The organism is Paucibacter sp. XJ19-41 (assembly GCF_028462495.1).
In the GTDB taxonomy this organism is placed as follows: Bacteria; Pseudomonadota; Gammaproteobacteria; order Burkholderiales; family Burkholderiaceae_C; genus Roseateles_E.
In genome coordinates, this window is the sequence record NZ_JAQOWX010000086.1 from 1 (window position 1) to 26,044 (window position 26,044).

Annotated in this window: 26 protein-coding genes; 16 read left to right on the forward strand and 10 right to left on the reverse strand. The window is 69.6% G+C overall.

Annotated features, from left to right (window positions below):
- The 7 genes from PO768_RS20005 to PO768_RS20035 all read right to left on the reverse strand — a co-directional run.
- Positions 1-520 (reverse strand): questin oxidase family protein (locus tag PO768_RS20005; protein ID WP_272647457.1); only part of this gene is annotated, 520 nt, incomplete at its 3' end.
- A gap of 76 nt (positions 521-596) precedes the next feature.
- Positions 597-1,439: a LytR/AlgR family response regulator transcription factor gene (locus PO768_RS20010; RefSeq protein WP_137942818.1), complete on the reverse strand. Its 843-nt coding sequence runs from the start codon at positions 1,437-1,439 to the stop codon at positions 597-599.
- A 10-nt stretch (positions 1,440-1,449) separates the two neighbouring features.
- Positions 1,450-1,863: a hypothetical protein gene (locus PO768_RS20015; protein ID WP_272647458.1), complete on the reverse strand. Its 414-nt coding sequence runs from the start codon at positions 1,861-1,863 to the stop codon at positions 1,450-1,452.
- Positions 1,860-3,305 (reverse strand): sensor histidine kinase, encoded by a 1,446-nt coding sequence (locus PO768_RS20020; protein WP_272647459.1) that lies wholly within the window; start codon positions 3,303-3,305, stop codon positions 1,860-1,862. Before PO768_RS20020 ends, PO768_RS20015 begins: the two co-directional genes overlap by 4 nt.
- 420 nt (positions 3,306-3,725) lie before the next feature.
- A complete protein-coding gene (locus PO768_RS20025) occupies positions 3,726-4,295 on the reverse strand; it encodes a YceI family protein (protein WP_272647460.1) in 570 nt (189 codons plus the stop codon).
- Between the two features lie 37 nt (positions 4,296-4,332).
- Entirely contained in the window at positions 4,333-4,917 is a 585-nt protein-coding gene (locus PO768_RS20030; protein WP_272647461.1) for a YceI family protein, read from the reverse strand.
- Between the two features lie 22 nt (positions 4,918-4,939).
- A complete protein-coding gene (locus tag PO768_RS20035; protein WP_272647462.1) occupies positions 4,940-5,497 on the reverse strand; it encodes a cytochrome b in 558 nt (185 codons plus the stop codon).
- Positions 5,498-5,663: 166 nt separating this feature from the next.
- Between PO768_RS20035 and PO768_RS20040 the strand changes: the two genes are divergently transcribed.
- The 16 genes from PO768_RS20040 to PO768_RS20115 all read left to right on the forward strand — a co-directional run bounded on the left by PO768_RS20040 (position 5,664) and on the right by PO768_RS20115 (position 23,039).
- A complete protein-coding gene (locus PO768_RS20040) occupies positions 5,664-6,239 on the forward strand; it encodes an HD domain-containing protein (RefSeq protein WP_272647463.1) in 576 nt (191 codons plus the stop codon).
- A gap of 250 nt (positions 6,240-6,489) precedes the next feature.
- Positions 6,490-8,319 (forward strand): PAS domain-containing protein, encoded by a 1,830-nt coding sequence (locus PO768_RS20045; protein WP_272647464.1) that lies wholly within the window; start codon positions 6,490-6,492, stop codon positions 8,317-8,319.
- Positions 8,312-10,699, forward strand: coding sequence for a two-component system response regulator (locus tag PO768_RS20050; protein WP_272647465.1), 2,388 nt, complete (start codon positions 8,312-8,314; stop codon positions 10,697-10,699). The genes PO768_RS20045 and PO768_RS20050 overlap by 8 nt, the downstream gene beginning before the upstream one ends.
- A gap of 100 nt (positions 10,700-10,799) precedes the next feature.
- Positions 10,800-11,435 carry a hypothetical protein gene (locus tag PO768_RS20055; RefSeq protein ID WP_272647466.1) on the forward strand — a complete coding sequence of 212 codons (636 nt, stop codon included), beginning with the start codon at positions 10,800-10,802 and terminating at the stop codon, positions 11,433-11,435.
- Complete coding sequence (locus PO768_RS20060; RefSeq protein ID WP_272647467.1) at positions 11,425-13,230, forward strand: ATP-binding response regulator; 1,806 nt, start codon at positions 11,425-11,427, stop codon at positions 13,228-13,230. Before PO768_RS20055 ends, PO768_RS20060 begins: the two co-directional genes overlap by 11 nt.
- Positions 13,178-13,780, forward strand: a complete 603-nt coding sequence (locus PO768_RS20065) for an NAD(P)-binding protein (protein WP_272647468.1) — start codon at positions 13,178-13,180, stop codon at positions 13,778-13,780. Before PO768_RS20060 ends, PO768_RS20065 begins: the two co-directional genes overlap by 53 nt.
- Complete coding sequence (locus tag PO768_RS20070) at positions 13,665-17,330, forward strand: alpha/beta fold hydrolase (RefSeq protein ID WP_272647469.1); 3,666 nt, start codon at positions 13,665-13,667, stop codon at positions 17,328-17,330. Before PO768_RS20065 ends, PO768_RS20070 begins: the two co-directional genes overlap by 116 nt.
- Position 17,331: 1 nt before the next feature.
- On the forward strand, positions 17,332-18,963 hold the full coding sequence (locus PO768_RS20075) for an alkaline phosphatase D family protein (RefSeq protein WP_272647470.1): 1,632 nt from the start codon (positions 17,332-17,334) through the stop codon (positions 18,961-18,963).
- Between the two features lie 31 nt (positions 18,964-18,994).
- Positions 18,995-19,360 (forward strand): DUF1801 domain-containing protein, encoded by a 366-nt coding sequence (locus PO768_RS20080; protein WP_269838349.1) that lies wholly within the window; start codon positions 18,995-18,997, stop codon positions 19,358-19,360.
- 21 nt (positions 19,361-19,381) lie between these two features.
- Positions 19,382-19,732, forward strand: a complete 351-nt coding sequence (locus PO768_RS20085) for a DUF2845 domain-containing protein (RefSeq protein ID WP_272647471.1) — start codon at positions 19,382-19,384, stop codon at positions 19,730-19,732.
- A gap of 18 nt (positions 19,733-19,750) precedes the next feature.
- Positions 19,751-20,188 carry a GFA family protein gene (locus PO768_RS20090; RefSeq protein WP_262971686.1) on the forward strand — a complete coding sequence of 146 codons (438 nt, stop codon included), beginning with the start codon at positions 19,751-19,753 and terminating at the stop codon, positions 20,186-20,188.
- A complete protein-coding gene (locus PO768_RS20095; RefSeq protein ID WP_272647472.1) occupies positions 20,185-20,646 on the forward strand; it encodes a YybH family protein in 462 nt (153 codons plus the stop codon). The genes PO768_RS20090 and PO768_RS20095 overlap by 4 nt, the downstream gene beginning before the upstream one ends.
- Positions 20,647-20,711: 65 nt before the next feature.
- The gene (locus PO768_RS20100) at positions 20,712-21,428 is read left to right on the forward strand and encodes an SDR family NAD(P)-dependent oxidoreductase (RefSeq protein WP_269838345.1); all 717 of its coding nucleotides are present in this window, start codon (positions 20,712-20,714) and stop codon (positions 21,426-21,428) included.
- A 17-nt stretch (positions 21,429-21,445) separates the two neighbouring features.
- Positions 21,446-21,970: a GNAT family N-acetyltransferase gene (locus PO768_RS20105; RefSeq protein ID WP_272647473.1), complete on the forward strand. Its 525-nt coding sequence runs from the start codon at positions 21,446-21,448 to the stop codon at positions 21,968-21,970.
- Positions 21,971-22,114: 144 nt separating this feature from the next.
- Positions 22,115-22,552: a GNAT family N-acetyltransferase gene (locus tag PO768_RS20110; RefSeq protein WP_272647474.1), complete on the forward strand. Its 438-nt coding sequence runs from the start codon at positions 22,115-22,117 to the stop codon at positions 22,550-22,552.
- Between the two features lie 34 nt (positions 22,553-22,586).
- Positions 22,587-23,039, forward strand: a complete 453-nt coding sequence (locus PO768_RS20115; RefSeq protein ID WP_269838342.1) for a thioredoxin family protein — start codon at positions 22,587-22,589, stop codon at positions 23,037-23,039.
- On the opposite strand, the gene PO768_RS20120 is transcribed toward PO768_RS20115, so the two are convergent.
- The 3 genes from PO768_RS20120 to PO768_RS20130 are packed head-to-tail and all read right to left on the reverse strand — an operon-like array spanning position 23,003 to position 25,790.
- Positions 23,003-24,187 carry an alkane 1-monooxygenase gene (locus tag PO768_RS20120; protein ID WP_272647475.1) on the reverse strand — a complete coding sequence of 395 codons (1,185 nt, stop codon included), beginning with the start codon at positions 24,185-24,187 and terminating at the stop codon, positions 23,003-23,005. The two genes, PO768_RS20115 and PO768_RS20120, sit on opposite strands and share 37 nt — an antisense overlap.
- A 59-nt stretch (positions 24,188-24,246) precedes the next feature.
- A complete protein-coding gene (locus tag PO768_RS20125; RefSeq protein WP_272647476.1) occupies positions 24,247-24,906 on the reverse strand; it encodes a DsbA family protein in 660 nt (219 codons plus the stop codon).
- Entirely contained in the window at positions 24,900-25,790 is an 891-nt protein-coding gene (locus PO768_RS20130; RefSeq protein ID WP_272647477.1) for an MBL fold metallo-hydrolase, read from the reverse strand. The genes PO768_RS20125 and PO768_RS20130 overlap by 7 nt, the downstream gene beginning before the upstream one ends.
- Positions 25,791-26,044: the final 254 nt, after the last annotated feature.

A 26,044-nucleotide genomic window follows, 5' to 3' on the forward strand; every position in this document is an offset into this window, starting at 1 on the left:
CCGCCAGCCAGTCGCCCAGCGGCAGCGGCGCGCCGGGCTGGGCCGCCAGCGGCGCCAGTGGCACCAGTGACATATGGCGGCTGGCCCAGTAGGCCAGCGCGGCGGCCAGCTCGCCCGGGTGACCGTGGCGCAGCGCGTGGCCGGCGCGTATCAGGCCATGAAAGGCCGCGCCGCCACAGCCCTGCATCAGCGCCGGCAGCTCGCGGCGCAGCAGCGCGTCGCGGCCGATGTCGAGCAGTGCTGTGCGGTAGTGAGCCAGCCAGGCCGGGTAGTCCGCGATGCGGCCGAAGGCGGCGGGCCGCGGCGTGCCGAGTGGGAGCGCCGGGGGCAGGCTGCTCAGCTTTGCGCCATAGCGCCGCCGGAACTCGTGCAGGCGTGCGCCGTCGGCCCCCAGGTCCTGCAGCGCGTCCAGCGCCATCGGCAGGTGCGAGCTGAGCTGGTCTTCGTACTCGGGGTTCAGCCCCAGCCCGTCGTCGAGCAGTTCGTGCAGCGTGGCGAGGGCGGCATCGGTTTCGGTCATGAGTGTTCTCGTGGTGTCGAACGGAGCACCACGATAAAAGCTCAAGTTAACTTGATGTCAAGCGCCGCCGGCCGTCTCACATGCCCTTGAAAAGATGCGTGTAGCTGCGGCTGACTTCCAGTTTCTCGTTATTGCCCTTGACGCCGACCAGCTGGCGGCCGCGGAAGTCGCGGGTGACGCCGGCGATGGCCTTCACATTGACCAGGGTCGAGCGGTGGATCTGCCAGAACAGCGCCGGGTCGAGCTCGTCGACCAGCTCCTTGATCGGCTTGCGTATCAGGGCTTCGAGTGTGGCGGTCTGCACCCGGGTGTACTTCTCGTCGCTGATGAAGAACAGCACCTCCTCGACCGGGATCATCTGGATGGCCTGGCCGACGGTGGCCTGTATCCACTGCAGATAGCTGGGTGCACCGCCCGGATTCAGCTGGGCCGAGAGCTTGTGCAGCAGCTGCTGCAGCGGCGCGCTGGCCTTGTTGTCCGGCGCGGCCTCGGTGTCCTCGCGCAAGGCCAGGCGTTTTTTGATGCGCTGCACCGTCACCGTCAGGCGTTCGCGCTCGGCGGGCTTGAGCACATAGTCGGCCACGCCCTGCTCGAAGGCCTCGACCGCGTACTGGTCGTAGGCGGTGATGAAGACGATCTCGGGCACCAGCCAGCTGTCGTCGTCGCCGGCATCGGGCAGCTGGGCGATCTGGCGCGCCGCATCGACGCCGGTCAGGCCCGGCATGCGGATGTCCAGAAAGACCAGATCGGGCTTGTGCTCGCGCACCAGTTCGACGGCTTCGAGGCCGTTTTTGGCCTCGGCGACGATGTCCAGATCGGGCCAGACTTCCAGCAGCCGGCTGCGCAGCTGCTCGCGCATCAATCGTTCATCGTCGGCCAGCACGGCGCGCACGCGGGGGGAGTTGGGGGTTTCGCTCATGGCCGCCATGCTAAGGGTTGGGGCGAGCGCGGCCGGCTCCGGGTTTGTCCGGGGTGCGGCGCAGCATCAGCCACAGCAGCAGGCCCAGCAAGAGCAGCGGCGACAGCAGCAGGCCGCCCATGCTGAGCAAGGCCAGCAGCGCCAGGCCCAGCAGGCCGGCGACGATCAGCAGCGGCAGCCCCAGGCCCAGCACCAGGGCCAGTGGCAGCACGACCAGCAGCACCAGCGTGACGATCAGGCCGCCGAGCATCAGGCTGCCCCAATGTGCAGCATGCAGCTCGTCGAGCCCCAGGTCCTGGCCGTTGATGCTGACGCTGACGCCCGGGTGGGCGGCGAACTCCTGCCAGAGGAAGAAGCCGCCGGCCCCGGCCAGCAGCACCAGCAGCAGGCTCATCAAGAGCATCCATTGGAAAAAGCGCTTCATGCGGTGGCTCCTTCATCGCTGTGCTTGCGCGAGGTGGCATAAGGCACGGTGATCGTGACGACCGTACCCGAGGGCTGGTTCTCGCTGACGGTGACGCCGGCCCGGTGGCCGTGCAGCAGCATCAGGCGCTCGCGGATATTGGCCAGGCCCACGCCGGTGCCGGCGGTGGCGGCGCGGCCGAAGCCCAGGCCCGTGTCGGCCACCGTGACGGCCAGCTTGCCGTGCACGATCTCGGCCCTGACGCTCAGCTTGCCGCCCTCGGCCTTGGGCTCCAGCCCATGCTTGATCGCGTTCTCGACCAGGCCCTGGATCATCATCGACGGGAATTCGGCCGACAGCAGGCCCTCGGGCACATCGATCTCGGTCTGCAGCCGCTCTTCCATGCGCACCTTCAGGATCTCCAGATAGGGCCGGATCACGGCCAGCTCGCGGCCCAGGTCGCGCCCGCCATTGGCATTGGCCTCGCGCATCGTCGGCATCGAGGCGCGCAGCAGCGCGATCAGGTTCTTCTGCATCTGCGAGGCGCGCGGCGGATCGGTCTCGATCAGGTGGTCGATCGAGGCCAGGGTGTTGAACAGGAAGTGCGGTTCCACCTGGGCCTGCATCGCCGCCATCCGCGCCTCGACGACCTGGCGCTTCAGCGACTCGGCCTCGGCCGTCTCGGTGGCCGCCGCCGCCTTGACCTCGGCCTGGATGCGGCCCTTGTAGGTGATCTTGATGATGGCCGAGGCGACGACCAGGAATACCGCCAGCTCCTGCAGGAAGTCGCCCAGCCGCACGGTGCGGATGCGCACCCGGGGCTCCCCGTCGGCCTCGTTGCTCAGCGCCTCGCGGGCGGCTTCGGCCGCATCGCGCTGGGCCTGCTGGGCGTCGCGCACCGCCTGCTGGGCATCGCGGGCGGCCTGCTGCAGCGTTTCCTTGGCCTCCTGCACCGCCTCGCGCACATCGTCCCGGCTGACCGACTGAGGCAGCTTGATGTCGATCGAGGGCAGGCTGGGATCGATACCGGACTCGGCCGCCGAGGCGCCGGAGGCCGGCCGGCTGGCCACCCGCGGGATCACCCGCACACCGCGCTCGTCTATCGTCACGTCGTAGCGTATGCCTTCGGGCGAGCTGGCGGGCAGCGGCGCCGGCTTGGCCAGTTCGACCGGTGCGGCCGGCGGCGCCGGGGCCGCGGGCGGCTTGGCTCGTACGCGGCGTGGCGCCGTTTCCTCGACATGCTCGGTGATGCGCCAGGTGAACGGCGGCAGGCTCTGCAGCACATTGGTGCCGATCAGCAGCAGCACCGCCAGCACGGCAAAGCGCTTCCAGCTGATGCCGACCAGCCAGTTGGCATAGACATGGAAGCCGCGCATCAGCGCCGACGAGATGGCTTGCCAACGGGCGTAGGGCGTGGGCGCGCTGACGGCGGGCGGCGGTGGGGGGACGGGAGGAGCGTTCATCGGTGGACCTTTTGATGCTCCGCACTGTACGCAAGCCGCGCGCAGGCGCCGATGGCGCTGCGATGCGGTGCCGCGACGAAGGGCTGAACTGCACCGGGCCGTGACAGTCGGTGATGCCGGCCCGACAAAGAACAAGGCCCCTGGGGTGAGCCAGGGGCCTTGACGGGATGCGGCTGCGCCCTCGCGCTAGAACATGGACTGGACGAAAAGAAGCAGCAGCACCATCAAGATGACCGCGAATTGAACGCCCCGTTGCTGAAACATTTGGATCCCCCTCTGCTTTTTGACCGCGGCCATGCTAGGGAACTCCCCAGTATTTGGCTGTCCCCTCTTAGGGGGAACCCGCAGTTCTTGCGAAGTGGCATCTTGTCACAGGGCGCCGCTAGCGGCCGGCAACAGATGTTGCCGGATGTACCTGGCTTACTGCTTGATCGCCTCGACCTGGATCACCAGCTTGACGTTCTTCGGGAAGCCCCAGGCCAGGCCGTAGTCGACGCCCCACTGGGTGCGGTCGATGGTGGTCTCGAAATCGCCGCCGCAGACCTCGCGCTTGAGCATCGGGCTGTCGTAGCAGCCGAAGTTGCTGGCCTTCAGCGTCACCGGGCCGGTCTTGCCCTTGAGCGTCAGCTGGCCGGCCACTTCGCTGACCTTGTCGCCGTTGAACGTGAACTTGTCGCCGACAAAGGTGGCGGTCGGGAACTTCTCGGCCGCGAAGATGTCGTCGCTCAGCAGATGCTTGTTGAACGGCGCGGTGCCGGTGTTGATCGAGCTGATGTCCAGGGTCAGCTCGACCTTGCCGGTCTTGGCGGCGCGGTCCAGCGTGACCGAGCCTTCCTTCTTGTCGAAGCGGCCGCGGTTGGTCGAGACGCCGAAATGGCCGATCTCGAAGGTGGCGAAGGTGTGCGTCGGGTCGATCGCGTACTTGACGGGTTCGGCCTGGGACAGCGAGGACAGGGCCAGCACGGCGGCGGCGAACAGGGCTTTTTTCATGGGATTTCCGGTTGCAAGGGTGGGGGAACTGAGGGCCTCAGAGCGGCGCGACGCCGTTGAAAACCAGCTTGAACTTGATCTGCACGTCATTGGCGACGATGGAGGTGTCGCTCCACTCGCCGTCGCCGACCTTGAACTCCAGGCGCTTCAGGATGAAGCCGCCGGTCGCGGTGGACAGCGCGCCGGCCTGGGCCAGCGTGATCGGCACGACGATGTCGCGCGTCTGGCCCTTCAGCGTCAGCTTGCCGGCCACCTCGAACTTACCCGCGCCGGCGGCCTTGACGGCCGGGCGCTGGAAGCTGGCCTGCGGCCTCGTCTTGCTGTCGAACCAGGGCGCCGTGGCCAGCTCGCTCTCCAGCTCGGGCGCGCCCAGCGAGACGCTGGCCAGGTCGATCGTGAAGCCGACCTTGCCGGTCTCGGGCTTCTTCGGGTCGAAATTCAGCTGGGCCTCGAAGCGCTTGAAACGACCCTCGACCGGCACGCCCATCTGGCGGCTGGTGAAGCTCAGCTCGCTTTGAGCGGCCTGCAGCTGGGCGGGCTTGGCCTGGGCATGGGCCAGCGGCGCCTGCAGCAGGAGCAGGCCGGCAGCGACGGAAATCAGGGCGGTGGTAAGGGTTCGCATGGTTGGGGATTCTGGGTGGGGTTCAGGAACGGGCGGGCAGCATGCGCAACAGCAGGCCATCCTTGTCGAGGAACTGGTGCTTCAGCGCGGCCGCCACATGGGCCACGACCAGGGCCGCCAAGCCATAGGCCAGCAGCTTGTGGATTTGCTTCAGGGTCTCGGCCAGGGCCTTGTCGGGGGCAACGAAATCGGGCAGCGGCAGCAGGCCGAACCAGACGATGGGGAAACCGGCCGCCGAGCTGTAGGCCCAGCCGGCCAGGGGCACCGCGAAGAACAAGACATAGAGCAGGCCATGCACCCAGTGTGAGGCGCGGCGCTGCCAGGCCGGGGCCGGCAGATCGGCCGGGGCCGGGCGCAGCAGGCGCCACAGCAGACGCAGCGCCGACAGGCTCAGAATCGTCACGCCAGCCCATTTGTGCCAGTTGTAGAGCTTGAGTCGGCTCATTGAAAAAGGTTGATCGACCATATAGAGGCCGACCCCGAAAGCGCCGACGATGGCCAGGGCCCGCAGCCAGTGGAAGGCGATCGCCAGCCCGTTGTAGCGGGCCGGTGGTGTGGCATGGCGTGAGCTTGTTGGCATGGCGGTTCAGTCTGGGAGCTTGGGATGGAGTTTGCATGCCCAGAGCGGGAGGGCGGTTCATGCCTCTTGAGGCTAGGGTTCAGTGATTTTGAATGGTTGCGTCATGCGCCGGTCACGCCCGCTGCGCAAGATGGCGGCTGCTGTAGTTTTTCGCAGGGAGTCCGCGATGGACCTGATCGCCAAGATCGAAGCCTTGTTCATGCGCCGGGGCGCTTGTGCCTACGACGGAGAGCGCCGCGAGAGTGTCAGCGCGCTGGAGCATGCCTTGCAATGTGCGCAGCTCGCCGAGTGGGCGCATGCCGACCAGGCCTTGGTCGCGGCGGCCCTGTTGCACGATCTGGGTCAGTTGCTGGACGGCGGGCCGAGCGACGATCTGTGCGACGACCAGCACGAGATCCGCGCGCTGGGCCTGCTGGCCACCGGCTTCGGCCCCGAGGTGCTGGAGCCGATCCGTCTGCATGTGCAGGCCAAGCGTTTCCTGGTCAGCACCGACGAGCGCTACGAGCAGGGCCTGTCGCCGGCCTCGCGCCACAGCCTGGCCTTGCAGGGTGGCCGCATGCGACCCGAGGAGCGCCTGATCTTCCTGGCCCAGCCCCTTGCCAGCGCGGCGCTGCAGCTGCGGCGCTGGGACGATCTGGCCAAGCACCCGGGCAAGCGCACGCCGCCGCTGGGCTATTACCTGTGCCTGCTGGAAGATCTGCTGCGCCAGGCGCGCCGGCCGGCGCGCCTGGTGATCGCCTGAGTGCGGGCTGCGAGCCGATCTCCCTCTTGAGGGGGATAGTCGCGCCGGGGGCGGAATCAGATACTGCTCCTTGATCACTCGCTGCCTGGACCTCAGCGTGCTGATCGAGGGGAGGAGTGCTATGCCGGCATGGCAAGACCCGCAAGGGTTTTGGCTTGCCGGCATAGTTATTTGTGCGCCCCGCCGCCCCTGCGTGCAATTTGCGGCCAGCCTTGTTATAAGGCTGCAAAGCATGCCTTAGGGAGGCACCATGGTTGACGAGCAGTCGGCCGCCGCGCTTGGCGCGTCGGCCCTGGACGTTCTGCTGGGCAGCGAGGCGCCGATAGGGCTGGCGGTGCTGGACAGCGGGCTGCGCTATCACCGCATCAACCGTGTGCTCGCCGAGGCCAACGGCCCCAGCGTGGCCCAGCATCTGGGGCGCAGCGTCGCCGAGGTGCTGCCCGAGGCCGCCGCCACGCTGCTGCCGCTGCTGCGCGAGGTGCTGGAAACCGGGCAGGCCAAGCGGGGCCTGCGCATCCTGGCCGAGGTGCCCAGCCTGCCGGGCGAGCTGTCCGAGTGGGAGGCCAGCTATCTGCCGATCACCGGTCGCGATGGTGCGGTGCAGGGTGTGCTGGTGCAGGCGTTGAACCTGACGCTGGAGCGCCGGGTCAAGACCGCCGGCGAGCAGCACCTGCGCCGCGTGCTCGATGGCCTGTTTGTCTTTGTCGGCGTACTCAGCCCCGAGGGCGCTCTGCTGGAGGCCAATCGCGCGCCGCTGGAGGCCGGCGGCATTGCGCTGGAGCAGGTGCGCGGCCTGCCGTTCTGGGACACGCCCTGGTGGACCCACGATGCCGAGCTGCAGGCCTGGATGCGCGAGGCGGTGAAGCGCGCCGCCGCCGGCGAAACCGTGCGCCGCGATGTGGTCGCCCGCATGGCCGGCGACAGCCGCATGGCGGTGGACTTCATGCTGGCCCCGCTGTTCGATGACCAGGGCCGCGTCACCCATCTGGTGCCGTCCGGCATGGACATCAGCGCGCGGCGTGCCAGCGAGCAGGCGCTGCAGGCCAGCGAGGACCGCTTCCGGCGCGTCTTCGAGGGCGCCACCGTCGGCATGGCCTTGATCGACGCCGGCGGCCGGGTGCTGCTGGCCAACGAGAGCATGGCCGGCATGTTCGGCTACAGCCGCTACGAGCTGGCCGGCCTGGCCGTGCATCAGCTGGTGCCGGAGCGCCAGCGCGAGGTCCATGTCGGCCATGTAGCGGGTTTCATGCGCGCACCGGCGCTGCGTTATATGGCCAAGCGCCAGGAGTTGTATGCGCGCAAGAAGGATGGCAGCGAGTTCGCGGTCGAGATCGGCCTGAACCCGTTGCCCGGCAGCGAGGGCCAGCAGGTACTGGCCACCATCAGCGATGTCACCGACCGGCGCGCCGCCCAGACCGAGATCGAGCGCGCGCTGGCCGAGAAGACCGTGCTGCTCAACGAGGTGCATCACCGCGTCAAGAACAATCTGCAGGTCATCTCCAGCCTGCTGAACCTGCAGTCGCGCAATGCCGAGCCCGGCGTGCAGGCGGCGCTGCGCGACAGCCAGAGCCGCGTGCGCTCGATGGCCTTGATGCACCAGCTGCTGTTCGAGCGGCGCGACTTCAGCGCGCTGGAGCTGGGTCCCTATCTGCGCCGGCTCGGCAGCCTGCTGCGCGACACCTATCTGGGCGGCGGCAGCAAGCTGCGCCTGGAGGTCGACGCGCCGGACCGCGGCTTCAGCATGGAGCTGCAGCAGGCCATCCCCTGCGGGCTGCTGGTCAACGAGCTGGTCACGAATGCGATCAAGCATGCCTTCCCGGACGGCCGTGCCGGCCTGGTCTGCATCCGGCTGCGGGCCGGCGCGGCGCCCGGCGACGGGCTTGCGGTGCTGGAGGTGCTGGACGATGGCATCGGCCTGCCCGAGGGGCTGGAGCCGGGCCAGGGGCGCGGTCTGGGGCTGCAGCTGCTGCCCCTGCTGGCCGAGCAGGCGCGGGCACGGCTGGCCCTGCGGCGCGGGGCCGGCACCTGCGTCGGCCTGCATCTGGAACAGGACACGATCAAGGGAGTCCATGATGTTTGATGCCATCGAGCGGCCGCTGCGGGTGCAGATCGTCGAAGACGAGCGCATCGTCGCGCTGGACCTGCGCAGCGGACTGGAGCAGCTGGGCTTCGAGGTGGTGGGCATTGCGGCCAACGAGCCCGAGGCGGTCAGGCTGGCCAGTTCGACCTCCCCGGATCTGGTGCTGATGGACATCCATCTGGACCAGGGCAGCGACGGCATCGATGCGGCGCGCCAGATCCGCGAACTGCTGGCCGTGCCGGTGATCTTTCTGACCGCCTATGGTGAACCGGAGACCCTCAAGCGCGCGGCGCTGGCCGCGCCCTATGGCTATCTGCTCAAGCCTTTCGAGCTGCGCGAGCTCAATGCCACCGTCTGCATGGCGATGGCGCGGCGCCGCGAGGAGATCAAGACCGAGAAGGCCGAGCGCCGGCTGCTGCTGGCGCTGGAGTCGGCCCGCCTGTCGGTGCTGGAGCTGGAGAGCGCCGGCGGCGGCGCGCTGCGCTGGAGCGGCCATGGCCTGGGCAGCGAGCTGGCGCCGCTGGGCCAGACCCTGAGCCTCGCCGAGCTGCGCCAGCGCCTGGACCCACCGGCGGGGCAGGCGCTGGACGAGCTGCTGCAGCAGGGCCGGCCGATGGACATGGTGTGCCGCTGGCAGGCCGGGACGGGCGCGCCGCGCTGGATGGAGATCCATGCGCGCCGCTTCGAGGCCGAGGGCCTGGTGATGGGCATGCTGCGCGATGTCACCGAACGCATCGAGAGCGAGACGCGGCTGCGCCAGGCGCTGGTGGTGTTCGACGCCACCGACGAGGCGATTCTCTTCCTCGACGCCGACTGCCGCGTGCTCAGCTGCAACCCGGCCTTCAGCGCGATGACCGGCTGGGCCGAGGCCGAGGTGCAGGGGCGCTGCCCGGAGGGTTTTCTGTATGCCCGCCGCCGTGGCGATCACAGGCCGGAGCGCGGGCAGCGCCAGGGCGAGGTCACCTGCATGCGGCGCGACGGCAGCACCTTCCCGGCGCTGGAGCATCTGTGCGCGGTGCTCGACGCCCAGGGCCAGGCCAGCCACCATGTGCTGAGCTTCTCCGACATCAGCGAGATCCGCGATGCTCAGTTCAAGCTGCAGCATCTGGCCCTGCACGATCCGCTGACCGGCCTGGGCAACCGCCTGCATCTGCAAGAGGCCTTGCAGGCCCATATCGTGGCGGGCGGCATGCCGCTGGGCCTGATCTTCATCGACCTGGACGGTTTCAAGACCATCAACGACACGCTCGGGCATGACTGCGGCGACGAGCTGCTGAAGTCGCTGGCCGCACGCCTGCAAAGCCTGCTGCGCCGCGAGGATGTCGCGATCCGGCTGGGCGGCGACGAGTTCGTCGTGCTGATGAGCCAGGCCACGCGCGCGGCCGATGCGCTGGCGCTGGCGGCCAAGCTGCTGGAGGCCATCGCCAAGCCGGTCTCGCTGCAGTCGCAGGTGGTCTGTGTCACGGCCAGCGCCGGTGTGGCCTTGTGGCCCGAGCATGTCGCCAGCCCGCAGGCCCTGCTGAAGGCGGCCGATGCGGCGATGTACGAGGCCAAGTCGCGCGGCCGCAACCGTGCGGCCTTGTACGAACATTCGCAGGCCGAGGAGGCCAGCGAGCAGCTGCGCATCGAGCAGGGCCTGCGCCAGGCGCTGGAGCGCCGCGAGCTGCTGCTGCACTGGCAGCCGGTGGTCGAGATGCGCAGCGGCCGAATCCTCGGTGCCGAGGCCTTGCTGCGCTGGCAGCATCCGGTGCTCGGCGCGGTGGCTCCCAACCGCTTCATCCCGGTGGCCGAGACCACCGGCCTGATCGTGCCCATCGGCGCCTGGGTGCTGGACCAGGCCTGCGCGCAGGCGGCGGCCTGGCAGACCCTGCAACCGGGACTGCGGCTGGCGGTCAATGTGTCGGTGCGGCAGTTCGAGCAGGACGATGTTCCGGCGCTGGTGCGCGAGGCCTTGCAGCGCCACCGGCTGGATCCCGGCTGCCTGGAGATCGAGGTCACCGAGAGCCTGTTCGGCAACACGCTGGCGCTGCGCCATATGCTGGTCGAGCTGCGGGCGCTGGGCGTGCATATCGCGCTGGACGATTTCGGCACCGGCTACTCCTCGCTGGGGCAGCTGAAGACGCTGCCGCTGGACCGGCTCAAGATCGACCGCTGCTTCGTCGCCGACCTGACGCCCGACAGCGACAGCCATGCCATCGTGCAGACCATCGTCACACTGGCCCACAGCCTGAAGCTGGCGCTGACGGCCGAGGGCGTCGAGAACGAGGTGCAGCGCCAGATCCTGCTGGACCTGGGTGCCGGCGACGCGCAGGGCTGGCTGTTCCATCGGGCGATGCCGGCCGATCAGTTCGAAGCCCTGCTGCGCGGTCCGGCCCGGTAGTCGCCCGCTGTGCTCGGCCTCGGGCCGGTGGTATGGTGCGCGGCGTGCGAAAAAATCAGAACAAGGCGGCACGCCGAATCGTTGACAGGGACCGAACCGAATGCGCATCCTCATCATCGCTGACCAAGCACTGTTCCGACAGGGCTTGCGGGTCTTGCTGCAGGTGCTGCGCCCGAGCGCCCGGCTGGAGGAGCTGGCCGGCGTCGAGCAGTTGCCGGCCGCCTTCGAGCACGAGCCCGACCTGATCCTGGTCAAGCTGGGCTGCAGCGGCCCCGCGCGCTGCGCGGCGCTGCCGCTGCTCCGCCAGCGCTTTGCCGGCGCGGTGCTGGTGGCGCTGTCGGACGTGCCCGACGCTGAATTGATGCGCGAGGCGCTGGCCGCCGGCGCCGCCGGCTACCTGCCCGGCACGATAGACCCGAGCAGCAGCATGCAGGCGCTGCAGCAGGTGCTGGATCTGGGCGTCTATCTGCCGCCCATGCTGCTGAGCGCCAAGCCGGCCAGCGCGCCCGAGCTGGCGCCGGCCGAGCGCCGCCTGCTGCAGCTGCTGCTGCAAGGCCTGCCCGAGCCGGTGCAGATGGCGCGGCTGGGGCGCAGCCTGACCGGCCTGCGGGCCGATATCGCGGCGCTGTGGGCGCGGCTGGGGGTCAGCGACCGGGTCCAGGCCCTGTATCTGCTGGCCGCCCAGGGCTGGCCCGGCCTGCCGCACTGGCATCAGGAGCTCGCCCATGGCGATTGAGCGGGCGCCCGAGCAGGTCGGCGTCGACGACGCGCTGCTGCAGCTGCTGGCCCAGCAGGGCCGGCGTGTGCCTTATCCGGTCGGCCTGTCGGCGGTGGTGATCGCGCTGATGGCCGGCGACAAGGTCTCGCCCTGGTTCTCCGGCCTGTGGGTGGCCCTGGTGTTTGCGGTGCTGGCGCTGCGTTGGTGGGCGCTGGGGCGGCTGCCGCAACTCAGCGAGGTGCCGGTGCGCCGGCGCCTGCAATGGGCGGTGGGCTTGAGCGCGCTCAACGGCGTGGTGTTCAGCGCCTCGCTGGCCTTCGCGCCCTATCTGTCGGACTACCAGCGCATGGTGCAGACCATTGTGCTGCTGGGCCTGTGCGCCGGCTCGGTGGCGACCACCGCCGGCTACCTGCCGGTGCTGCTGGTCTTCATCGGCCCGGTCACGCTGGCCAATGCGCTGGCCTGGGTCAGCGGCGGCGGCGGCGTCCATGCGGTGACCTGGATCGAGCTGGTGCTGGGGGCGTTGATCCTGGGCTTTGGCTGGATTCTGGTGAGCCTGGCCCGCGACGCCTACCGGGTCTTTGTCGAGTCGGTCACGATCCGCGCCCAGCAGCTCAAGAGCAATCAGCAGCTGCGTCTGGCGCTGCAGCAGGCCGAGTCGGCGATCCGCGCCAAGACCCGCTTCTTCGCCTCGGCCAGCCATGACCTGCGCCAGCCCATGCACACGCTGTCGCTGTTCGGCGCGGCGCTGACGATGCGGCCGCTGGACGCCGCCAGCGCCGACATCGCCAAGCACATGAACACCGCGCTGCGCTCGCTGGCCTCGCAGATGGACGCGCTGCTGGACATCTCCAAGCTCGATGCCCAGGTGGTGCAGGTCACGAACGAGGTGTTCTCGCTGTCGAGCTGGCTGGCGCGGCTGCAGCAGGAGTTCGCACCGGCCGCCACCCGCAAGGGGCTGAGCCTGAGCCTGGACTGCCCGGGCGGCGCCTATGTCGAGAGCGACCCGATGCTGTTGGAGCGGGTGGTGCGCAATCTGATCGACAACGCGATCAAGTACACCCAGGCTGGCGGCGTGCGCATCACGGCCGAGCGCCAGGGCGAGCTGTGGCGCGTCGCGGTGCATGACAGCGGCGCCGGCATCGCCGAGGCCGAGATGGCGCATATCTTCGAGGAGTTCTACCAGGTCGGCAATCCCGAGCGCGACCGCGCCAAGGGCCTGGGCCTGGGCCTGTCCATCGTCAGCCGCCTGGTCGATCTGCTGGACCTGCATCTGGCCGTCGACTCCAAGCTGGGGGTCGGGTCTTGCTTCAGCCTCAGCATCGCGGCGGCCGAGTCGCAGGCCATGCCGGCCACGGCGCAGACCGCGGCGGCGCAAAGCCTCTTGAACCTGCGCGTGCTGGTGATCGACGACGAGGAGCCGGTGCGCCTGGCGATGCAGACCCTGCTGGCCGGCTATGGCTGCGAGGTGGTGCTGGCCGGCGGCACCCGTGAAGCGATGGTCAAGAGCCTCAGCAACCCGCCCGATCTGCTGCTGGCCGATCTGCGCCTGCGCGGCGGCGACGACGGCATTGCCGCCGCGCGCTCGCTGCGCTCGGCGGTGCCGGGGCTGCCGGCCATCCTGATCAGCGGCGACACCGCGCCCGAGCGCCTGCGCGAGGCCCACGAGGCGGGCCTGACCTTATTGCACAAGCCGGTATCGGCAGAACAACTGGTGACCGCCATCGAGGCGGCCATGGCGGAACGAGGGAGAGTCAGAGATGCAGCAGCAGGCCAAGGACAAGCCCGGGGCGCCGCCAGCCCCGCCACCTGAGATCGCGCGCCGCTGGCTGTCCGAAGGGCTGGAGATCCTGCTGCATGAGTTGCAGCAGCAGCCGCGCGCCGAGGATGGCTTCGATGTCGATGTGCTGATCGTCGGCAGCGGCTATGGTGGCGCGGCCGCGGCCGCCGAGCTGTCGCGCTGCCCGGGTCAGCGCATCGTCGTGCTGGAGCGCGGCCGCGAATATCTGGCCGGTCAGTTCCCCGAGCGCATGGCCGATCTGCCCGGCCATGTGCGCTTTGCGACACCGGCCGCCGCGACGCCGTCCGGACGCTGGGAAGGGCTGTTCGATCTGCGCCTGGGTCCCGATGTCAACGTCGTGCTGGCCAACGGCCTGGGTGGCGGTTCGCTGATCAATGCCGGCGTGATGGAGCCNCGGACGCTGGGAAGGGCTGTTCGATCTGCGCCTGGGTCCCGATGTCAACGTCGTGCTGGCCAACGGCCTGGGTGGCGGTTCGCTGATCAATGCCGGCGTGATGGAGCCGGCGCGGCCCGAGGTGTTCAGCCAATCGCCCTGGCCGCAGGCGCTGCGCCAGGACCCTGAGCAGATGAGGGCCTGGTACGAGCGTGCCGGGCGCCTGCTGGGCAGCCTGGACGGCGCGGGGCGGCCCAACACGATAGACCGGCTGGCCAGCTATCGCCCGAAGCGCGCGCTGTGGCTGCAGCAGCTTGGCGACGCGGCCACGCGCCGGCCGGCGATCACGGTGGCGCTGGACGAGCAGCCGCAAAGCCCGGCCGGCCTGGATCTGAACCGCTGCATCGCCTGCGGCGACTGCGCGACCGGCTGCAACCATGGCGCCAAAGCGTCGCTGGACACCAATCTGCTGTTGCAGGCCCGGCAGCGCGGCGTGCGCCTGATCAGCGGCGCCAGCGTGCTGCGGCTGGAGCGCCTGCAAGCGGGTGGCTGGACCGTGCGGGTCAACCACACCGACGAGTTCCTGCGCCGCCGCCAGCTCGAACCCTTCGCGCTGCGCGCCCGCCGTGTCGTGCTGGCGGCCGGCAGCCTGGGCTCGACCGAGATCCTGCTGCGCTCGCGCGCCGCCGGCCTGGCCCTGTCGGACCGGCTGGGTCATCAGTTTTCCGGCAACGGCGATGTGCTGGCCGCTGCCGTGCAGGCCCCGCAGGCGCTGGATGCGGTGGCCGACGAAACCCAGGCGCCGAACGCGCGCGGCGTCGGCCCGACGATTACCGCGATGCTCGATGTGCGTGATGAGCAAGACTTCGTTGTGCAAGACCTGGCCATTCCCGGCGCGCTGCGCTGGGCCTGGGAGGAGAGCTTCGCACTGGCCGATTGCCTGGACGGCCTGGCCCGCCCCGACGACAGCCACCATGGCGCCGATATCGAGTTCGACGATCCCTACACGGTCCGCCCCGAGGCCACGGCGCGCATGCTGCCGCTGGCCATCATGGGCCTGGACAGCGCCCAGGGCCAGCTGCGCCTGCTTGAGCCCGGCGCTTTGGGCGAGGGCCTGGCCTCGGTGCACTGGCCCGAGCTGAAGGACGATGCGCGGGTGGCCGCGCGCCATGCCTGGCTGGACGCACGGCTGCGGACCCAGGGCGCGCGCTTGCTGGCCAATCCGCTGTGGCGGCTGCTGCCGCCCGATCTGGAACATCTGCTGGGCGGCGCGCGCGGGCCCATGCTGACCGTGCACCCGCTGGGCGGCTGCGCGATGGCCGACCATGCCGCGCTGGGCGTGGTCAACGAATGGGGTCAGGTCTACCGCGGCCGGGCCGGTGCCGTGGTCTACGAGGATCTGGTGGTGCTGGACGGCGCCATCGTGCCCAGCGCGCTGGGCATCAATCCGGCGCTGACCATCACCGCGCTGGCGCTGCGTGCGCTGGAGGCGCTGATGCGGCAATGGGGGCTGCCAGGGCAAGACCTGGCCCTGCTAAAGCCGGGGCCGCGCCCGGTCTACCGGCAGGTGCCGGCCGACAAGGTCCGGCCCCAGCTGCCGACCATGGCCGAGTTCCGTGAGCGCATGAGCGGCTTTGTGCGCCTGCCCGGCGCGCCGGGTTCGGGCGTGGTCTGCATGGAGTTGACCCTGGTGTTCGAGCCGGTGGCCGTGCAGCAACTGCTGCGCGCCGGCCCCGGGCGGCGGCTCAGGACCCGACCGGGCGGCGAGAGCCGGCTGCGCCTGTTCGAGGCCCAGCCCGATCCCGATTCGCCGGGCCGCTGGATGGTGGTCAAGGCCGGCAGCCCGGCCAATGGACAGACTGGCCAGGGCAAGCTGTGGATGCATGCCGAGCGCAGCGACGCCGACGCGCTGTGGGTGGCGCCGCTGGCCAGCGCCGAGCTGCTCATCTTCCACCGCCTGCCGCTGGCCGCGCGCACCCGGCGCTGCAATGCCTTGCGCGCCTGGTTCCTCAACCGCGGCTGGCGCGATGCCGGCCAGGCCCTGCTGGAGCGGCTGAGCCAGAACCGCGCGCCCGAGCGCGCGCCGCGCCCGCTGTGGCAGTGGGCGCGCGAGCAGTGGCGCAATGCCCGCGCGCTGGCCAGCCATGGCGGCGAGGTTCGACTGATGGAGTACCGCCTGCGGCTCGGCGAGGCCGGGGCCACGCCGCCCTGGGCCGCCGGCCTGGCCGGGCTCGCCTTGCATGGCGCCAAGCGCATCAGCTACACGCGGCGCGGCAATCCCTGGAAGCAGCTGAGCCGGATGCGGCTGGAGAGCGGGCCCTTCCTGCCGGTCGGCCATGCCCCGCAGGCCGAGCTCGAACTGGACCTGTTCTACCTGGCGCGCCAGCGCGTGCCGCTGCTGCGCCTGACCCAGGCGCAGGACTCGCCCAGCGCGATCCGCGATATCGGCTCGTTGCTGGCCTTTGTCGCGCGGCTGATGATTGGCATCCATGTCTGGAGCTTCCGCAAGCCCGATGCGCCACCGCCGCGCGTGATCGAGCGCCTGCCCGGCGCGGTGCCGGGCCTGCCGCTGCCCGAGATCCAGGAGCTGGCCGCCGGCCGGCGCGGCGAGGCGGGGCTGAGCCGCCAGCCCATCACGAGCGAGGTCGCCGTGCAGGACCAGACGCCAGTCATGCTGCGCCTGACCCGCTACCGCGCGGCCTGGCCCGGTGCGCGGCCGGTGCTGATGCTGCATGGCTACAGCGCCAGCGGCACCACCTTTGCCCACCACTCGGTGCAGCCCGGCCCGGCCAAGCTGCTGTGGGACCAGGGTTATGACGTCTGGCTGCTGGACATGCGCACCAGCGCCGGCATGCCCACGGCGACCCTGCCCTGGACCTTCGAGGAGGCGGCGTTCAACGACATCCCGCTGGCGGTCGACCATGTGCTGCGCGCCACCGGCCAGCTGCAGCTCGATGTGCTGGCCCATTGCATGGGCTCGGTGATGCTGCACATGGCTCTGCTGGAGGAGCGCGAGCAGCCCTTCGAGCACTTTTATGCGCTGCGCAGCCGGCTGCGCCAGAGCATCCGCCGGCTGGTGATCTCCCAGGTCACGCCGAAGATGATCTTCTCGCCGACCAATACCTTGCGCGCCTTCATGATGCAGTATCTGCGGCCCTATTTGCCGCTGCAGGACTTCGCGTTCAGACCGGAGGGGCCGCAGGGCCTGATGGACCAGCTGATTGACCGGCTGCTGGCCAGCCTGCCCTATCCCGACGAGGAGTTCGATATCGAGAACCCGCCGTTCCCGAGCCTGCGCAAGACACCCTGGACCGCGACCCGCCACCGCATGGACCTGCTGTACGGCCGCGACTTCGCGATTGCCAATGTCGACCAGCCTGTGTTTGACTACATCGACGACCATTTCGGCCCGCTGAATATGGACACGGTGGCCCAGGCCATCAACTTCGCGCGCAGCAACGAGATCACCGACTGGGCCGGCGCCAGCCTCTATCTGGACGATATGGCCAAGAGCCTGGCCCTGCTGCAGGCCTTCCCGGTGCTGTCGGTGCACGGCCAGGACAACGGCCTGTGCCAAAGCGAGAGCGGCGAGCTGACCGCCGATCTGTATCAACACCTGGCCCCCGGCCGTTACCGCTACCGGATGATTGCCGGCCATGGCCACCAGGACTGCCTGATCGGCCGCCATGCCGGCACCCGGGTGTTTCCGCACATCATCGCTTTCCTGAAGGAAGACTGACGTGGATCTGCGCCGCTTCGAGTCCAAGACCTTCTGCGCCTTTCCGCCGCTGACGCGCCTGGAGCGCGCGGCCGCCGATGACGGCATCCATCTGCATGTGCTGACCCAGTTGCGCCCCGAGCTCGGCTGGCCGCGCTGCTGGGCTTGGCTGCCGGTGCGCTGGAGCGAGGCGCACGGCGCCCAGGCGCTCGGGCCGGCGCACCGGCTGCCCTTTGTGAGGCCGGAGTCCGGCGACCCCGGCACGCCGCTGCGCAGCGAGCTGCCGCTGGCCTGGCTGCCGGACGCTCCCGACGCCGGCCTGCTGTGCCTGCTGGTCTATGCCGATCTGCGTGCGCAAAGCCACGAGGGCCATCTGGAGCCCGACGATGTCGATGCCGACGCGGCGATCGCGCGCAGCCTGGCCGAGGCGCTGGCGGTGCCGGCGCTTGAGCTGCGCCATGCCCTGCTGCGCCGGCCGGCTGGCGATCAGGCGGGCGAGGGCCTGAGCCTGGTGTTGGCCGCCTGCCAGTACCCGCCGGGCCTGCTGGACCGCAGCCCCGGCGCCGAGCAGAACCCGTCCCTGGCCAGCCCCGCCGAGGCCTCGCTGGCGCGCCTGCTTGCCTTCACGCGCGGCCCGGCGGCCGGCGCCGAGGTCTCGCTGCTGCTGCTGGCCGGCGACCAGGTCTATGCCGATGCCAGCGGCGGCTTCTTCGACCCGGTCAACAGCGTGGAGCGGCACGCCTTGCCCTATCAGCACTTCAAGGCCGGCCTGATGCGGCATCTGCCGTCCAGCCTGGAGCGCATCGTCCACATGCCCGACGATCACGAGATCCAGGACAACTGGGAGCCGGTCGCCGATCCCGCCTCACCAGGCGGCCGTGATGCGGGCCGCTTCTTCAAGCGCGCCACCCAGGCCGCCTGGACCCATCGCTGGGACGCCGCGCCGACCCGGCGTGCGCCGCATGGCCTGTTCTGGCACAGCTTCGACTGGCGCGGTGCGGCCTTTTTCATGGCCGACTCGCGCACCGAGCGCGGGCCGCGCCGTGTCGACCTGCTGGCCGAGGCCCAGCTGCTGGAGCGGCCGCAGCGCGAGGCCTTGAGCGCCTGGCTGGCGGCCACGCCAGGCCGGCCGCGCTTTGTGCTCAGCGGCTCCCTGCTGCTGCCGCGCCGTCGCAGCAGTGCCGAGCATCCGGCCAGCGCGCTGCGCTCCGATGCCTGGTGCGGCTATCCGGCCACGCTGCACTGGCTGCTCGGCGAGCTGTGGGCGCAGCAGGCCCAGGATGTGGTCTTCCTGTCCGGCGACGAGCATCGCTCGGGCCATGTCTCCGCCTGCATCGAGGCGGTGGCCGACGAGCCGGCGCCGGTGCGGCTGCATTCCATCCACAGCTCGGGGCTCTACACGCCCTGGCCCTTCGCGGTGACCAATGCCGAGGACTTCGCCGCGCCCGAGAGTTTCACCTTCCCCGGCCCCGGGGGCCAGGTCTTGCGCTGCACGGTCAGTGCCTGGGCCGATTTTCCGGGCGACGGCTTTGCGCTGCTGCGCCAGCGCGGGGGGCGGCTGGAACTGTGGTTCGACCGGGCGCGCCGGCCCTTGCACGAGGCCACCGAGCTGCCGGCCGCCGATGGGGTGTTCGAACTGACGGGCCTGGCCTAGCCCTGTCACTCAACTTTTCCTGGATCCCGAGATGGCAAACAACAAATCTGTGCAAACCCTGCTGGAAGACATCCGGCTTGTCAGCGAAGAGCGCTATCAGATCGTTGAAGCGGTTCGTGGCCTGGTGAGGGCGCAGTGCCAGCCTTTTGCGGAAGAGCTCAAGTACGGCGGCATCCTGTTCTCATCGGGTATTCAGTTCTGTGGCGTCTTTGCCTACCAAGCACATGTCTCGGTCGAGTTCGGCAGGGGCGCGGGCATCGCGGATGTCTTCGGTCATCTGGAAGGCGCGGGCAAGGGGCGTCGGCACATCAAGCTGCGCACCCTGTCCGATCTGCAGAGCAAGCGGCTGGCCGACTACCTGCCGCTGGCGCTGCAGGCGGCCAAGCGCGGGGCCTGAGAACCTGTCCGGGAGCACAGCATGGGTATTTCTCGCATCGTCCTGATCCTCCTTTTCCTCTCGCTGGTCGGCCCGGTGCCCAGTGCACAGGCCGAATCCCTGCGTTGCGAGGGGGCCAGCACGGCGGAAGGCGACTCCAAGCTCTCGGTGCTGCACAAATGCGGCCGGCCCCTGCTCTCCGACGCCTATTGCGAACCGGTGTACTACGCCGGCACCGCCAATCCGGTGCCGGCGCCGATCGCCGGGGCCCATGTGCCCTGCCAGCCGATCGAGGAGTGGTTGTACGACCGGGGGCCTGGCAATCTGATGGCCACGGTCCGCTTCCGGGCCGGCGTGGTCCAGTCGATACGCTACGGGCGGCAGCCCAAGTAGCGAGAAAGGTCATCACCGATGCATATCAACGGTGCCTGCCACTGCGGCGCGATCTCCTTCAGCGCCGAGATCGATCCCTCGCGGGTGATGATCTGCCACTGCGCGGACTGCCAGGTCCTGTCCGGCGCGCCGCTGCGCGCCGTGGTGGCCGCGCCCATCGCCAGCTTCGTGCTGCGCGGCCAGCCCAGGACCTATGTCAAAGTGGCGCAGAGCGGCGCGCGCCGCGCCCAGGTCTTCTGTCCGGAGTGCGGCACGCCGCTCTATGGCAGCGCACTCGAGAACCCGGCCTCGGTCATCATCCGCCTGGGCTGCGTCGAGCAACGCGCCCAGCTCAAGCCCGCCGTGCAGATCTGGCAGCACTCGGCCATGCCCTGGCTGGCCGAGCTGCCCACCATCCCGGGATCGCCCGAGAACCAGCTGTCGCTGCCGGCGCAGGCGCCGCCGCAGTCCGCATGAGGTCTCTCAGAACATCGCGCTGCTGGCACCGTCTGGCCGCTGGCCTGCTGCTGGCGCTGCCGGGCTGGGCGCCGGCCGGCTCGGCGACCTTCGAGGCGGCGCTGAGCGAGCACCTCTCGGCGATCGACCGCCGCGACTGGGCCGCCTTCGAGGCCACGCTCACCACCGCGCCGACGCTGAGCTTTGTGCGGCCCAACGGCCGGCTCACGGTCTCGAGCGCCGACTTCAGGAAGGCGCTGAGGGCTTGGCTGGCCGACGGCGATTGGCACTGGTCCTACCGCATCGTCAGTTCAAGCGCGAACGCCCACACCGGTGTGGCGGTGCTGGAGGTGGATTACCGCGACAAGGACGCGCAGGGCGCCGAGTACCGGCTGCGCTATCTGCTGAGCCTGGTGTTCAGCAAGGAGGCGGACGGTTGGAAGCTGGTCCATGATCAGAACACGCTGATATCCCAGTAGGGCGTCGCGGCGACGACCGTGCGTCCGTCGCCCGTCCGGCGAGGTGGGATTTCTACAATCGCCGCATGAAAATTCTTGTGGTCGGCGCCAGCAAAGGGCTGGGGCGCGCCTTTGTCGAGGGCCTGGGTCAGGACGGCGATACCGTGATCGGCGTGTCGCGCTCGCGGCCGGCGGCGTTGAGTGGGGGACCTGGGGTGACGCAGGACTGGATCGTCGCCGATCTGTCCGATCCGCGCGCGGCGGTCGATGCGATCGAGGCCCAGTGCCCGGCGGCGCTGGACGTGATCATCTACAACCTGGGGCTCTGGGAGTCGCGTGCCTTCGGCGAGGACTACGACTTCCTGGCCGACGAGGACGCAGCGCTGATTGAGCTGCTGAACACCAACACGGTCGCGGCCATCCTTTTGCTCAAGCGTCTGCTGCCCCGGCTGCTGAGCGCGGCCAAGCCCCACATCATCCTGACCGGCTCCACCTCGGGCCTGCCCGGCAGCGGCCGACCCGAGGTGAGCTTCGGCGCCTCCAAACATGCGCTGCGTGGCATTGCCGAGGCCTTGCGCGAGGGCTTCCGGGCACAGCGCCTGGCCGTCACCTGCCTGCAGCTGGGCTATCTCAATACCGAGGACGCACTGGACCGACCGGTGGCCGAGGCGGCCGCGCGTGGCGCGGGCCAGCTGGTGCCAGTGCATGATGTGTTGCTGCTGACCCGGGCGCTGCTGAGCCTGTCGGATGCGTCCTTCGTCAAGGAGCTGGTGCTGCCGGCGCTGCTGGACCCACGTTTTTGACTGCCGAGCGACAAGAGATGAATTCGATGCTGCGCATCATCACGGTGAGCCACGAGGCGCCCGAGGCCGCCCTGCAGTTCGATGGCAGTTTTCGCGTCTCGCAAAGACTGGTGCCGAGTCTGCAGGACGGCCGGCTCGGTTACCGGATACAGGCGCTTGAACAGGCTTACGAGAAATCCTATGCCGACGAGCCGGACGATGGGCCGTCGGACCTGATACGGCTTGCCTACAGCGGCGAGCAGGCGATCGGTCGCATCGATCTGTCGCGCGGCTGGAACGGCCTGGCGGTGATCGACAACCTGGTGGTCGACAGGGCCTGGCGCCGCTCGGGCGCGGCCACCGCGCTGATCAGCGATGCCGTCGCCTGGGCCCGGGCCGAGGGCCTGGCCGGCCTGATGCTGGAAACCCAGGACAGCAATGTTGCCGCCTGCCGTCTGTATGAGCGCTGCGGCTTTGTGCTGATGGGCTTTGACGGCGGCCTGTACCGGGCCCTGCCGGGCGCCGCCGACGAACTGGCGCTGTTCTGGTACCGGCTGTTCTAGAGATCGGCCGTGGCCTGAAGCCGGCCGGCGGCGCAAGACCTTGTTCGCCGGGCTTTACACCGGCCCGGCCGTCCCGCACCATCGGGCATCGTTTCGCTGCCGCCAGCCCATGAGCAAGACCCGACCCCTGATGCAGGAGTGCCAATGAGCGCGAACACCGGATCGCTGCGCCAGGCGCTCGTATCGGACATTCCGGCGCTGTGGCGGGTGCGCTACGCGGTGCGCGAGAACACGCTGGCGCCGGGACGCATCAGCGACGAGGAGGTGCGCGCCGAGATCGAGGTCACGGGGCGCGGCTGGGTGGTCGAGGACGAGGCCGGCGTGGTGCAGGCTTTCGCGATCGGCAATGCGCAGACCGGCAATATCTGGGCCTTGTTCGTCGCCCCCGAAGCCGAGGGCCGGGGCTATGGCGCACGGCTGCACGAGGCCATGATCGACTGGCTGTGGGCCCAGGGCCTGGACATCCTGTGGCTGACCACCGGGCCGGGCACGCGTGCGCTGGGCTTTTATGAGCGGCGCGGCTGGCGCCAGGTGGGGCGTACCGACACCGGCGAGTTGCGGCTGGAGCTGCTGCGGCCCTGATATTCTCGGCGCCACCTCTCGAGGAGAACCCATCTTGCGCAAGACCCTTGCCCTGATCCTGCTGGCCGCCGCCTCGGTGGCCATGGCCAGCCCCGGCCCTTATGACGAGGCGGCCGACGCCAAGACCGAGATCGCCACGACGCTGGCCGAGGCGCAGCGCGCCAAGCTGCCGGTGTTGGTGGTGTTTGGCGCCAACTGGTGCGGCGACTGCAAGGTGTTGGACATGGCGTTCAAGAGCGGCGCTGCCGCAGCGCTGATGGCCCAGAATTTCCGGGTGGTCAAGGTCGATGTGGGCCGTTTCACGAAGAACACCGATATCGCCGAAGCCTATGGCGTGGTGCTGAAGAAGGGCATCCCGGCGGTGGCCCTGCTGTCGTCCGAGGGCAAACCGATCTATGCCACCAAGGCTGGTGAGCTCTCGAATGCGCGCCAGATGGGCGATCAGGCGATCTACGACTTCTTCGCCAAGGTGGCCAAGGGCGGCTGAGGAAAGCGCGAGCGCAGCGCCGCCTCGCGGCCCGGCTGCAGATTGGCCCGCTCCAGCACGCCGCCATAGTGGCGCATCACCCGTTCATCCATCACCCGAAACCACAGCGGCGGCAGATAGGCCAGCAGCAGCATGGCCGCATAGCCGGAGGGCAGCTGCGGCGCCTGCTCGACATGGCGCAGCGCCTGGTAGCGGCGTGCCGGGTTCGCATGGTGGTCGCTGTGGCGCTGCAACTGGTAGAGAAAGAGGTTGGACACCCGGTGGCTGGAATTCCACGAGTGCTCGGGCCGGCAGCGTAGCGGCCGGCCGTCCGGCCCGGGCGGGCGCAGCAAGCCGTAGTGCTCGATGTAGTTGACGACCTCCAGCAGCGAGGCGCCGTAAAAGGCCTGAACCGCCAGGAAGGCCAGCACGCCCGGGCCCAGCCAGGCGGCCAGCACGCCGTAGAGCAGCGCTGTCATCGCCCAGGCCTGCAGGCATTCATTGCGCCAATGCCAGACGCCCAGGCCCCGGCCGGCCAGGCGGGCGCGTTCCAGCGCCCAGGCCGACCGCAGGCTGCCCCCCATCGTGCGCGGCAGAAAGACCCAGAAGCTCTCGCCCAGACGCGCGCTGGCCGGGTCTTCGGGCGTGGCGACGCGGCGGTGGTGGCCGCGGTTGTGCTCGATATAGAAATGCCCGTAGGCGACCGGCGCCAGCGCGATGCGCGCCAGCCAGCGCTCCCAGGCCGGATGTTTGTGGCCCAGCTCATGGGCGGTGTTGATCGCGATGCCGTTGATGCCGCCGACGCTGAGGATCAGGCCTATCCAGCCCAGCGGTGTCAGCGCCTGGCTCGCGGCGATCCAGGCGCCGTAAATCGTCATGCCGTACTGCAGCGGCACGAAGGCGACGACGATGGCGCGGTACCAGAGCTGGCGCTCAAGACCCGGCACCGCCGACTCCGGCGGGCTGCTGCGATCGGGGCCCAGCAGCGCGTCCAGCAAGGGAATCAGCCCATACATCACGGCCGGCGACAGCCACAGCCAGAAGACCTGTCCGGTCTCGACAAAGCGCAGCAGGTTCAGCCAGATCAGGCCCGGCAGCGCCGGTGACAGCAGCCACCACCAGCGCTTGGCATCGCGCCAGGGCGGGGCGGAGGCGGGGAGGGCCGGCATGGCGCGATGCTGCGCCCGCCGGCCCGGCCCGGTCAAGCCGGGAGGGGCGCGGGGGAGCCTCAGCCCTGCAGCGCCTGCCGCAGATACGCCAGCCAGGCCAGGCGCTGGCCATGGAAGCGGCCGATGTCCAGTCGGCGGGTGCGGCCGTCTGCGTTCTGCAGCAGCAGGGTCGGAAAGCCCTGGCCGCCGGATTGCTGCAGCAGCTGGCGCGAGGCCTGCAGATGGGCTTGGGTGGCCGGGCCGGCCTGCCGCTGGTAGGCGGCGTCGAAGGCCGGGCCGTCCAGCCCCAGCTCGACCGCCAGGCTGCGCAGCACGCCGGGCTCGGCGATGCGCCGGCCTTCGACGTAGTGGGCCCGCTGGGCTCGCTCCAGCAGGGCCAGCGCCGCGTGGGCACCGGCCAGCTCGGTGGCAGCCAGCACGGCAGTGATGGGCGGTTCGGAATCCAGCATCGCGTCCGGATCCCTCAGCAGGCCGTCGGTATAGGCGCTGCCGAAGGGCTGGCCGCTGAGCTCGGCGATGCGCCGGTCGTGCGGGCCGACATAGGCGCGCAGCTCGGGCGTCACCGGCCGCCGGGCGGCGCCGGCAAACATGCCGCCGCCATGCAAGCGCAAGCCGGCCAGCTCGCTGGCCGCATGGACCAGCGGCGCGGCGCCGTAGCACCAGCCGCACAGCGGGTCATAGACGTAGTGCAGCAGGGCAGCGCCGCTCCCGCTCACCATTTCATCTCGCCTTTGTTGACTTTGGCGCCGATGTCCAGCGCGATGCCCAGGCCGGCCTGCGGATAGGCGGCCTGCATCGTCGTGATCAGCGCAGCGGCGTTGGCGGCGCGCGGCAGCTCGGTCTCGAAGCGCTGCAGATAGTCGCGGGTGTAGCGCAGCACCGAGGCATCCTGCGCCGTGCCGGGAAGCATATGGCCGGGCACGACCACGGCCGGCTGCAGCGCGAGCTGCTCGTCGATCTTGGCGACCCAGGCGGCGCGCTCGGCGACGCTCTGGGTGTCGGCCGTCCAGGCATGCAGGCCGCCGAAGCTGTTGACGCCGCCGACCACGGCCTTCAGCGAGGGGATCCAGACATAGCTGCGGTGCGCCAGCGCGTCGGAGAGGCCACGCACCTCCAGGGTCCGGCCTTCCAGGCTCAGCGTGGTGCCGCTCATCAGCTCGGGAATCACCGGCTGGCGCGGCGCATTGGCGCCCAGGCGCGGACCCCAGACCTTGAGCTTGGTCGGCAGCGAGGCCTCGATCTTCTTCAGCGTCGGTGCGGCGGTGACGATGCGGGCGGCCGGGAATTCCTGCTTTAGCACTTCCAGCCCGAAGTAATAGTCGGGGTCGGCGGCCGAGACATAGATGGTGGACAGGGTCTTGCCGCTGTCCAGCACGGCGGCGGCCACCCGCAGCGCATCGGCGCGGGTGAAACCGGCGTCCAGCAGCAGGGCTTCCTTGGCGCCCAGCACCAGCACCGAGTTGACATGGAAGCTGGCCGGGCCGTGGTTGATGACCTTCAGCTCCAGCGGGGCGGGCTCGGTTTGGGCGCCGGCGGTCGCGGCCGACAGGCCCAGGGCGGCGACGAGGCCGAGGTGCTTCAGGAAGGAGGGCAGATGCTTCATGGGGTGTCCTGTGGGGAGCTGTGTTGCGATGGGATGAACTGTATTTGCGCCGAATCAATCGATAAACAGCGTGCCAGTCGATTGTTTGTTGCATGATTCGAGCAAATAGCGAGCAAGCAAGCCATGAACGAAATCGAACTCAAATTCCAGGTCCCGGCCGCCCGGCGCGAGGCGCTGCGGCGCTGGGTGGCCGGTGGTGCCAACCCGCCGGCACGGCGCCAGCGCCTGCAGGCGGCCTACTTCGACACGCCGGC

What these genes read in the sequence shown, in the direction of transcription:
- PO768_RS20100 (WP_269838345.1), top strand. Translation starts at nt 20,712, where the DNA reads ATGAAAATTCTTGTGGTCGGCGCCAGCAAAGGGCTGGGGCGCGCCTTT.
- PO768_RS20060 (WP_272647467.1), top strand. Translation starts at nt 11,425, where the DNA reads ATGGCGATTGAGCGGGCGCCCGAGCAGGTCGGCGTCGACGACGCGCTG.
- PO768_RS20090 (WP_262971686.1), top strand. Translation starts at nt 19,751, where the DNA reads ATGCATATCAACGGTGCCTGCCACTGCGGCGCGATCTCCTTCAGCGCC.
- PO768_RS20015 (WP_272647458.1), bottom strand. Translation starts at nt 1,863, where the DNA reads ATGAAGCGCTTTTTCCAATGGATGCTCTTGATGAGCCTGCTGCTGGTG.
- PO768_RS20035 (WP_272647462.1), bottom strand. Translation starts at nt 5,497, where the DNA reads ATGCCAACAAGCTCACGCCATGCCACACCACCGGCCCGCTACAACGGG.
- PO768_RS20020 (WP_272647459.1), bottom strand. Translation starts at nt 3,305, where the DNA reads ATGAACGCTCCTCCCGTCCCCCCACCGCCGCCCGCCGTCAGCGCGCCC.
- PO768_RS20040 (WP_272647463.1), top strand. Translation starts at nt 5,664, where the DNA reads ATGGACCTGATCGCCAAGATCGAAGCCTTGTTCATGCGCCGGGGCGCT.
- PO768_RS20130 (WP_272647477.1), bottom strand. Translation starts at nt 25,790, where the DNA reads ATGAAGCATCTGCCCTCCTTCCTGAAGCACCTCGGCCTCGTCGCCGCC.
- PO768_RS20125 (WP_272647476.1), bottom strand. Translation starts at nt 24,906, where the DNA reads ATGGTGAGCGGGAGCGGCGCTGCCCTGCTGCACTACGTCTATGACCCG.
- PO768_RS20085 (WP_272647471.1), top strand. Translation starts at nt 19,382, where the DNA reads ATGGGTATTTCTCGCATCGTCCTGATCCTCCTTTTCCTCTCGCTGGTC.
- PO768_RS20120 (WP_272647475.1), bottom strand. Translation starts at nt 24,187, where the DNA reads ATGCCGGCCCTCCCCGCCTCCGCCCCGCCCTGGCGCGATGCCAAGCGC.
- PO768_RS20045 (WP_272647464.1), top strand. Translation starts at nt 6,490, where the DNA reads ATGGTTGACGAGCAGTCGGCCGCCGCGCTTGGCGCGTCGGCCCTGGAC.
- PO768_RS20010 (WP_137942818.1), bottom strand. Translation starts at nt 1,439, where the DNA reads ATGAGCGAAACCCCCAACTCCCCCCGCGTGCGCGCCGTGCTGGCCGAC.
- PO768_RS20055 (WP_272647466.1), top strand. Translation starts at nt 10,800, where the DNA reads ATGCGCATCCTCATCATCGCTGACCAAGCACTGTTCCGACAGGGCTTG.
- PO768_RS20025 (WP_272647460.1), bottom strand. Translation starts at nt 4,295, where the DNA reads ATGAAAAAAGCCCTGTTCGCCGCCGCCGTGCTGGCCCTGTCCTCGCTG.
- PO768_RS20080 (WP_269838349.1), top strand. Translation starts at nt 18,995, where the DNA reads ATGGCAAACAACAAATCTGTGCAAACCCTGCTGGAAGACATCCGGCTT.
- PO768_RS20095 (WP_272647472.1), top strand. Translation starts at nt 20,185, where the DNA reads ATGAGGTCTCTCAGAACATCGCGCTGCTGGCACCGTCTGGCCGCTGGC.
- PO768_RS20050 (WP_272647465.1), top strand. Translation starts at nt 8,312, where the DNA reads ATGTTTGATGCCATCGAGCGGCCGCTGCGGGTGCAGATCGTCGAAGAC.
- PO768_RS20110 (WP_272647474.1), top strand. Translation starts at nt 22,115, where the DNA reads ATGAGCGCGAACACCGGATCGCTGCGCCAGGCGCTCGTATCGGACATT.
- PO768_RS20105 (WP_272647473.1), top strand. Translation starts at nt 21,446, where the DNA reads ATGAATTCGATGCTGCGCATCATCACGGTGAGCCACGAGGCGCCCGAG.
- PO768_RS20030 (WP_272647461.1), bottom strand. Translation starts at nt 4,917, where the DNA reads ATGCGAACCCTTACCACCGCCCTGATTTCCGTCGCTGCCGGCCTGCTC.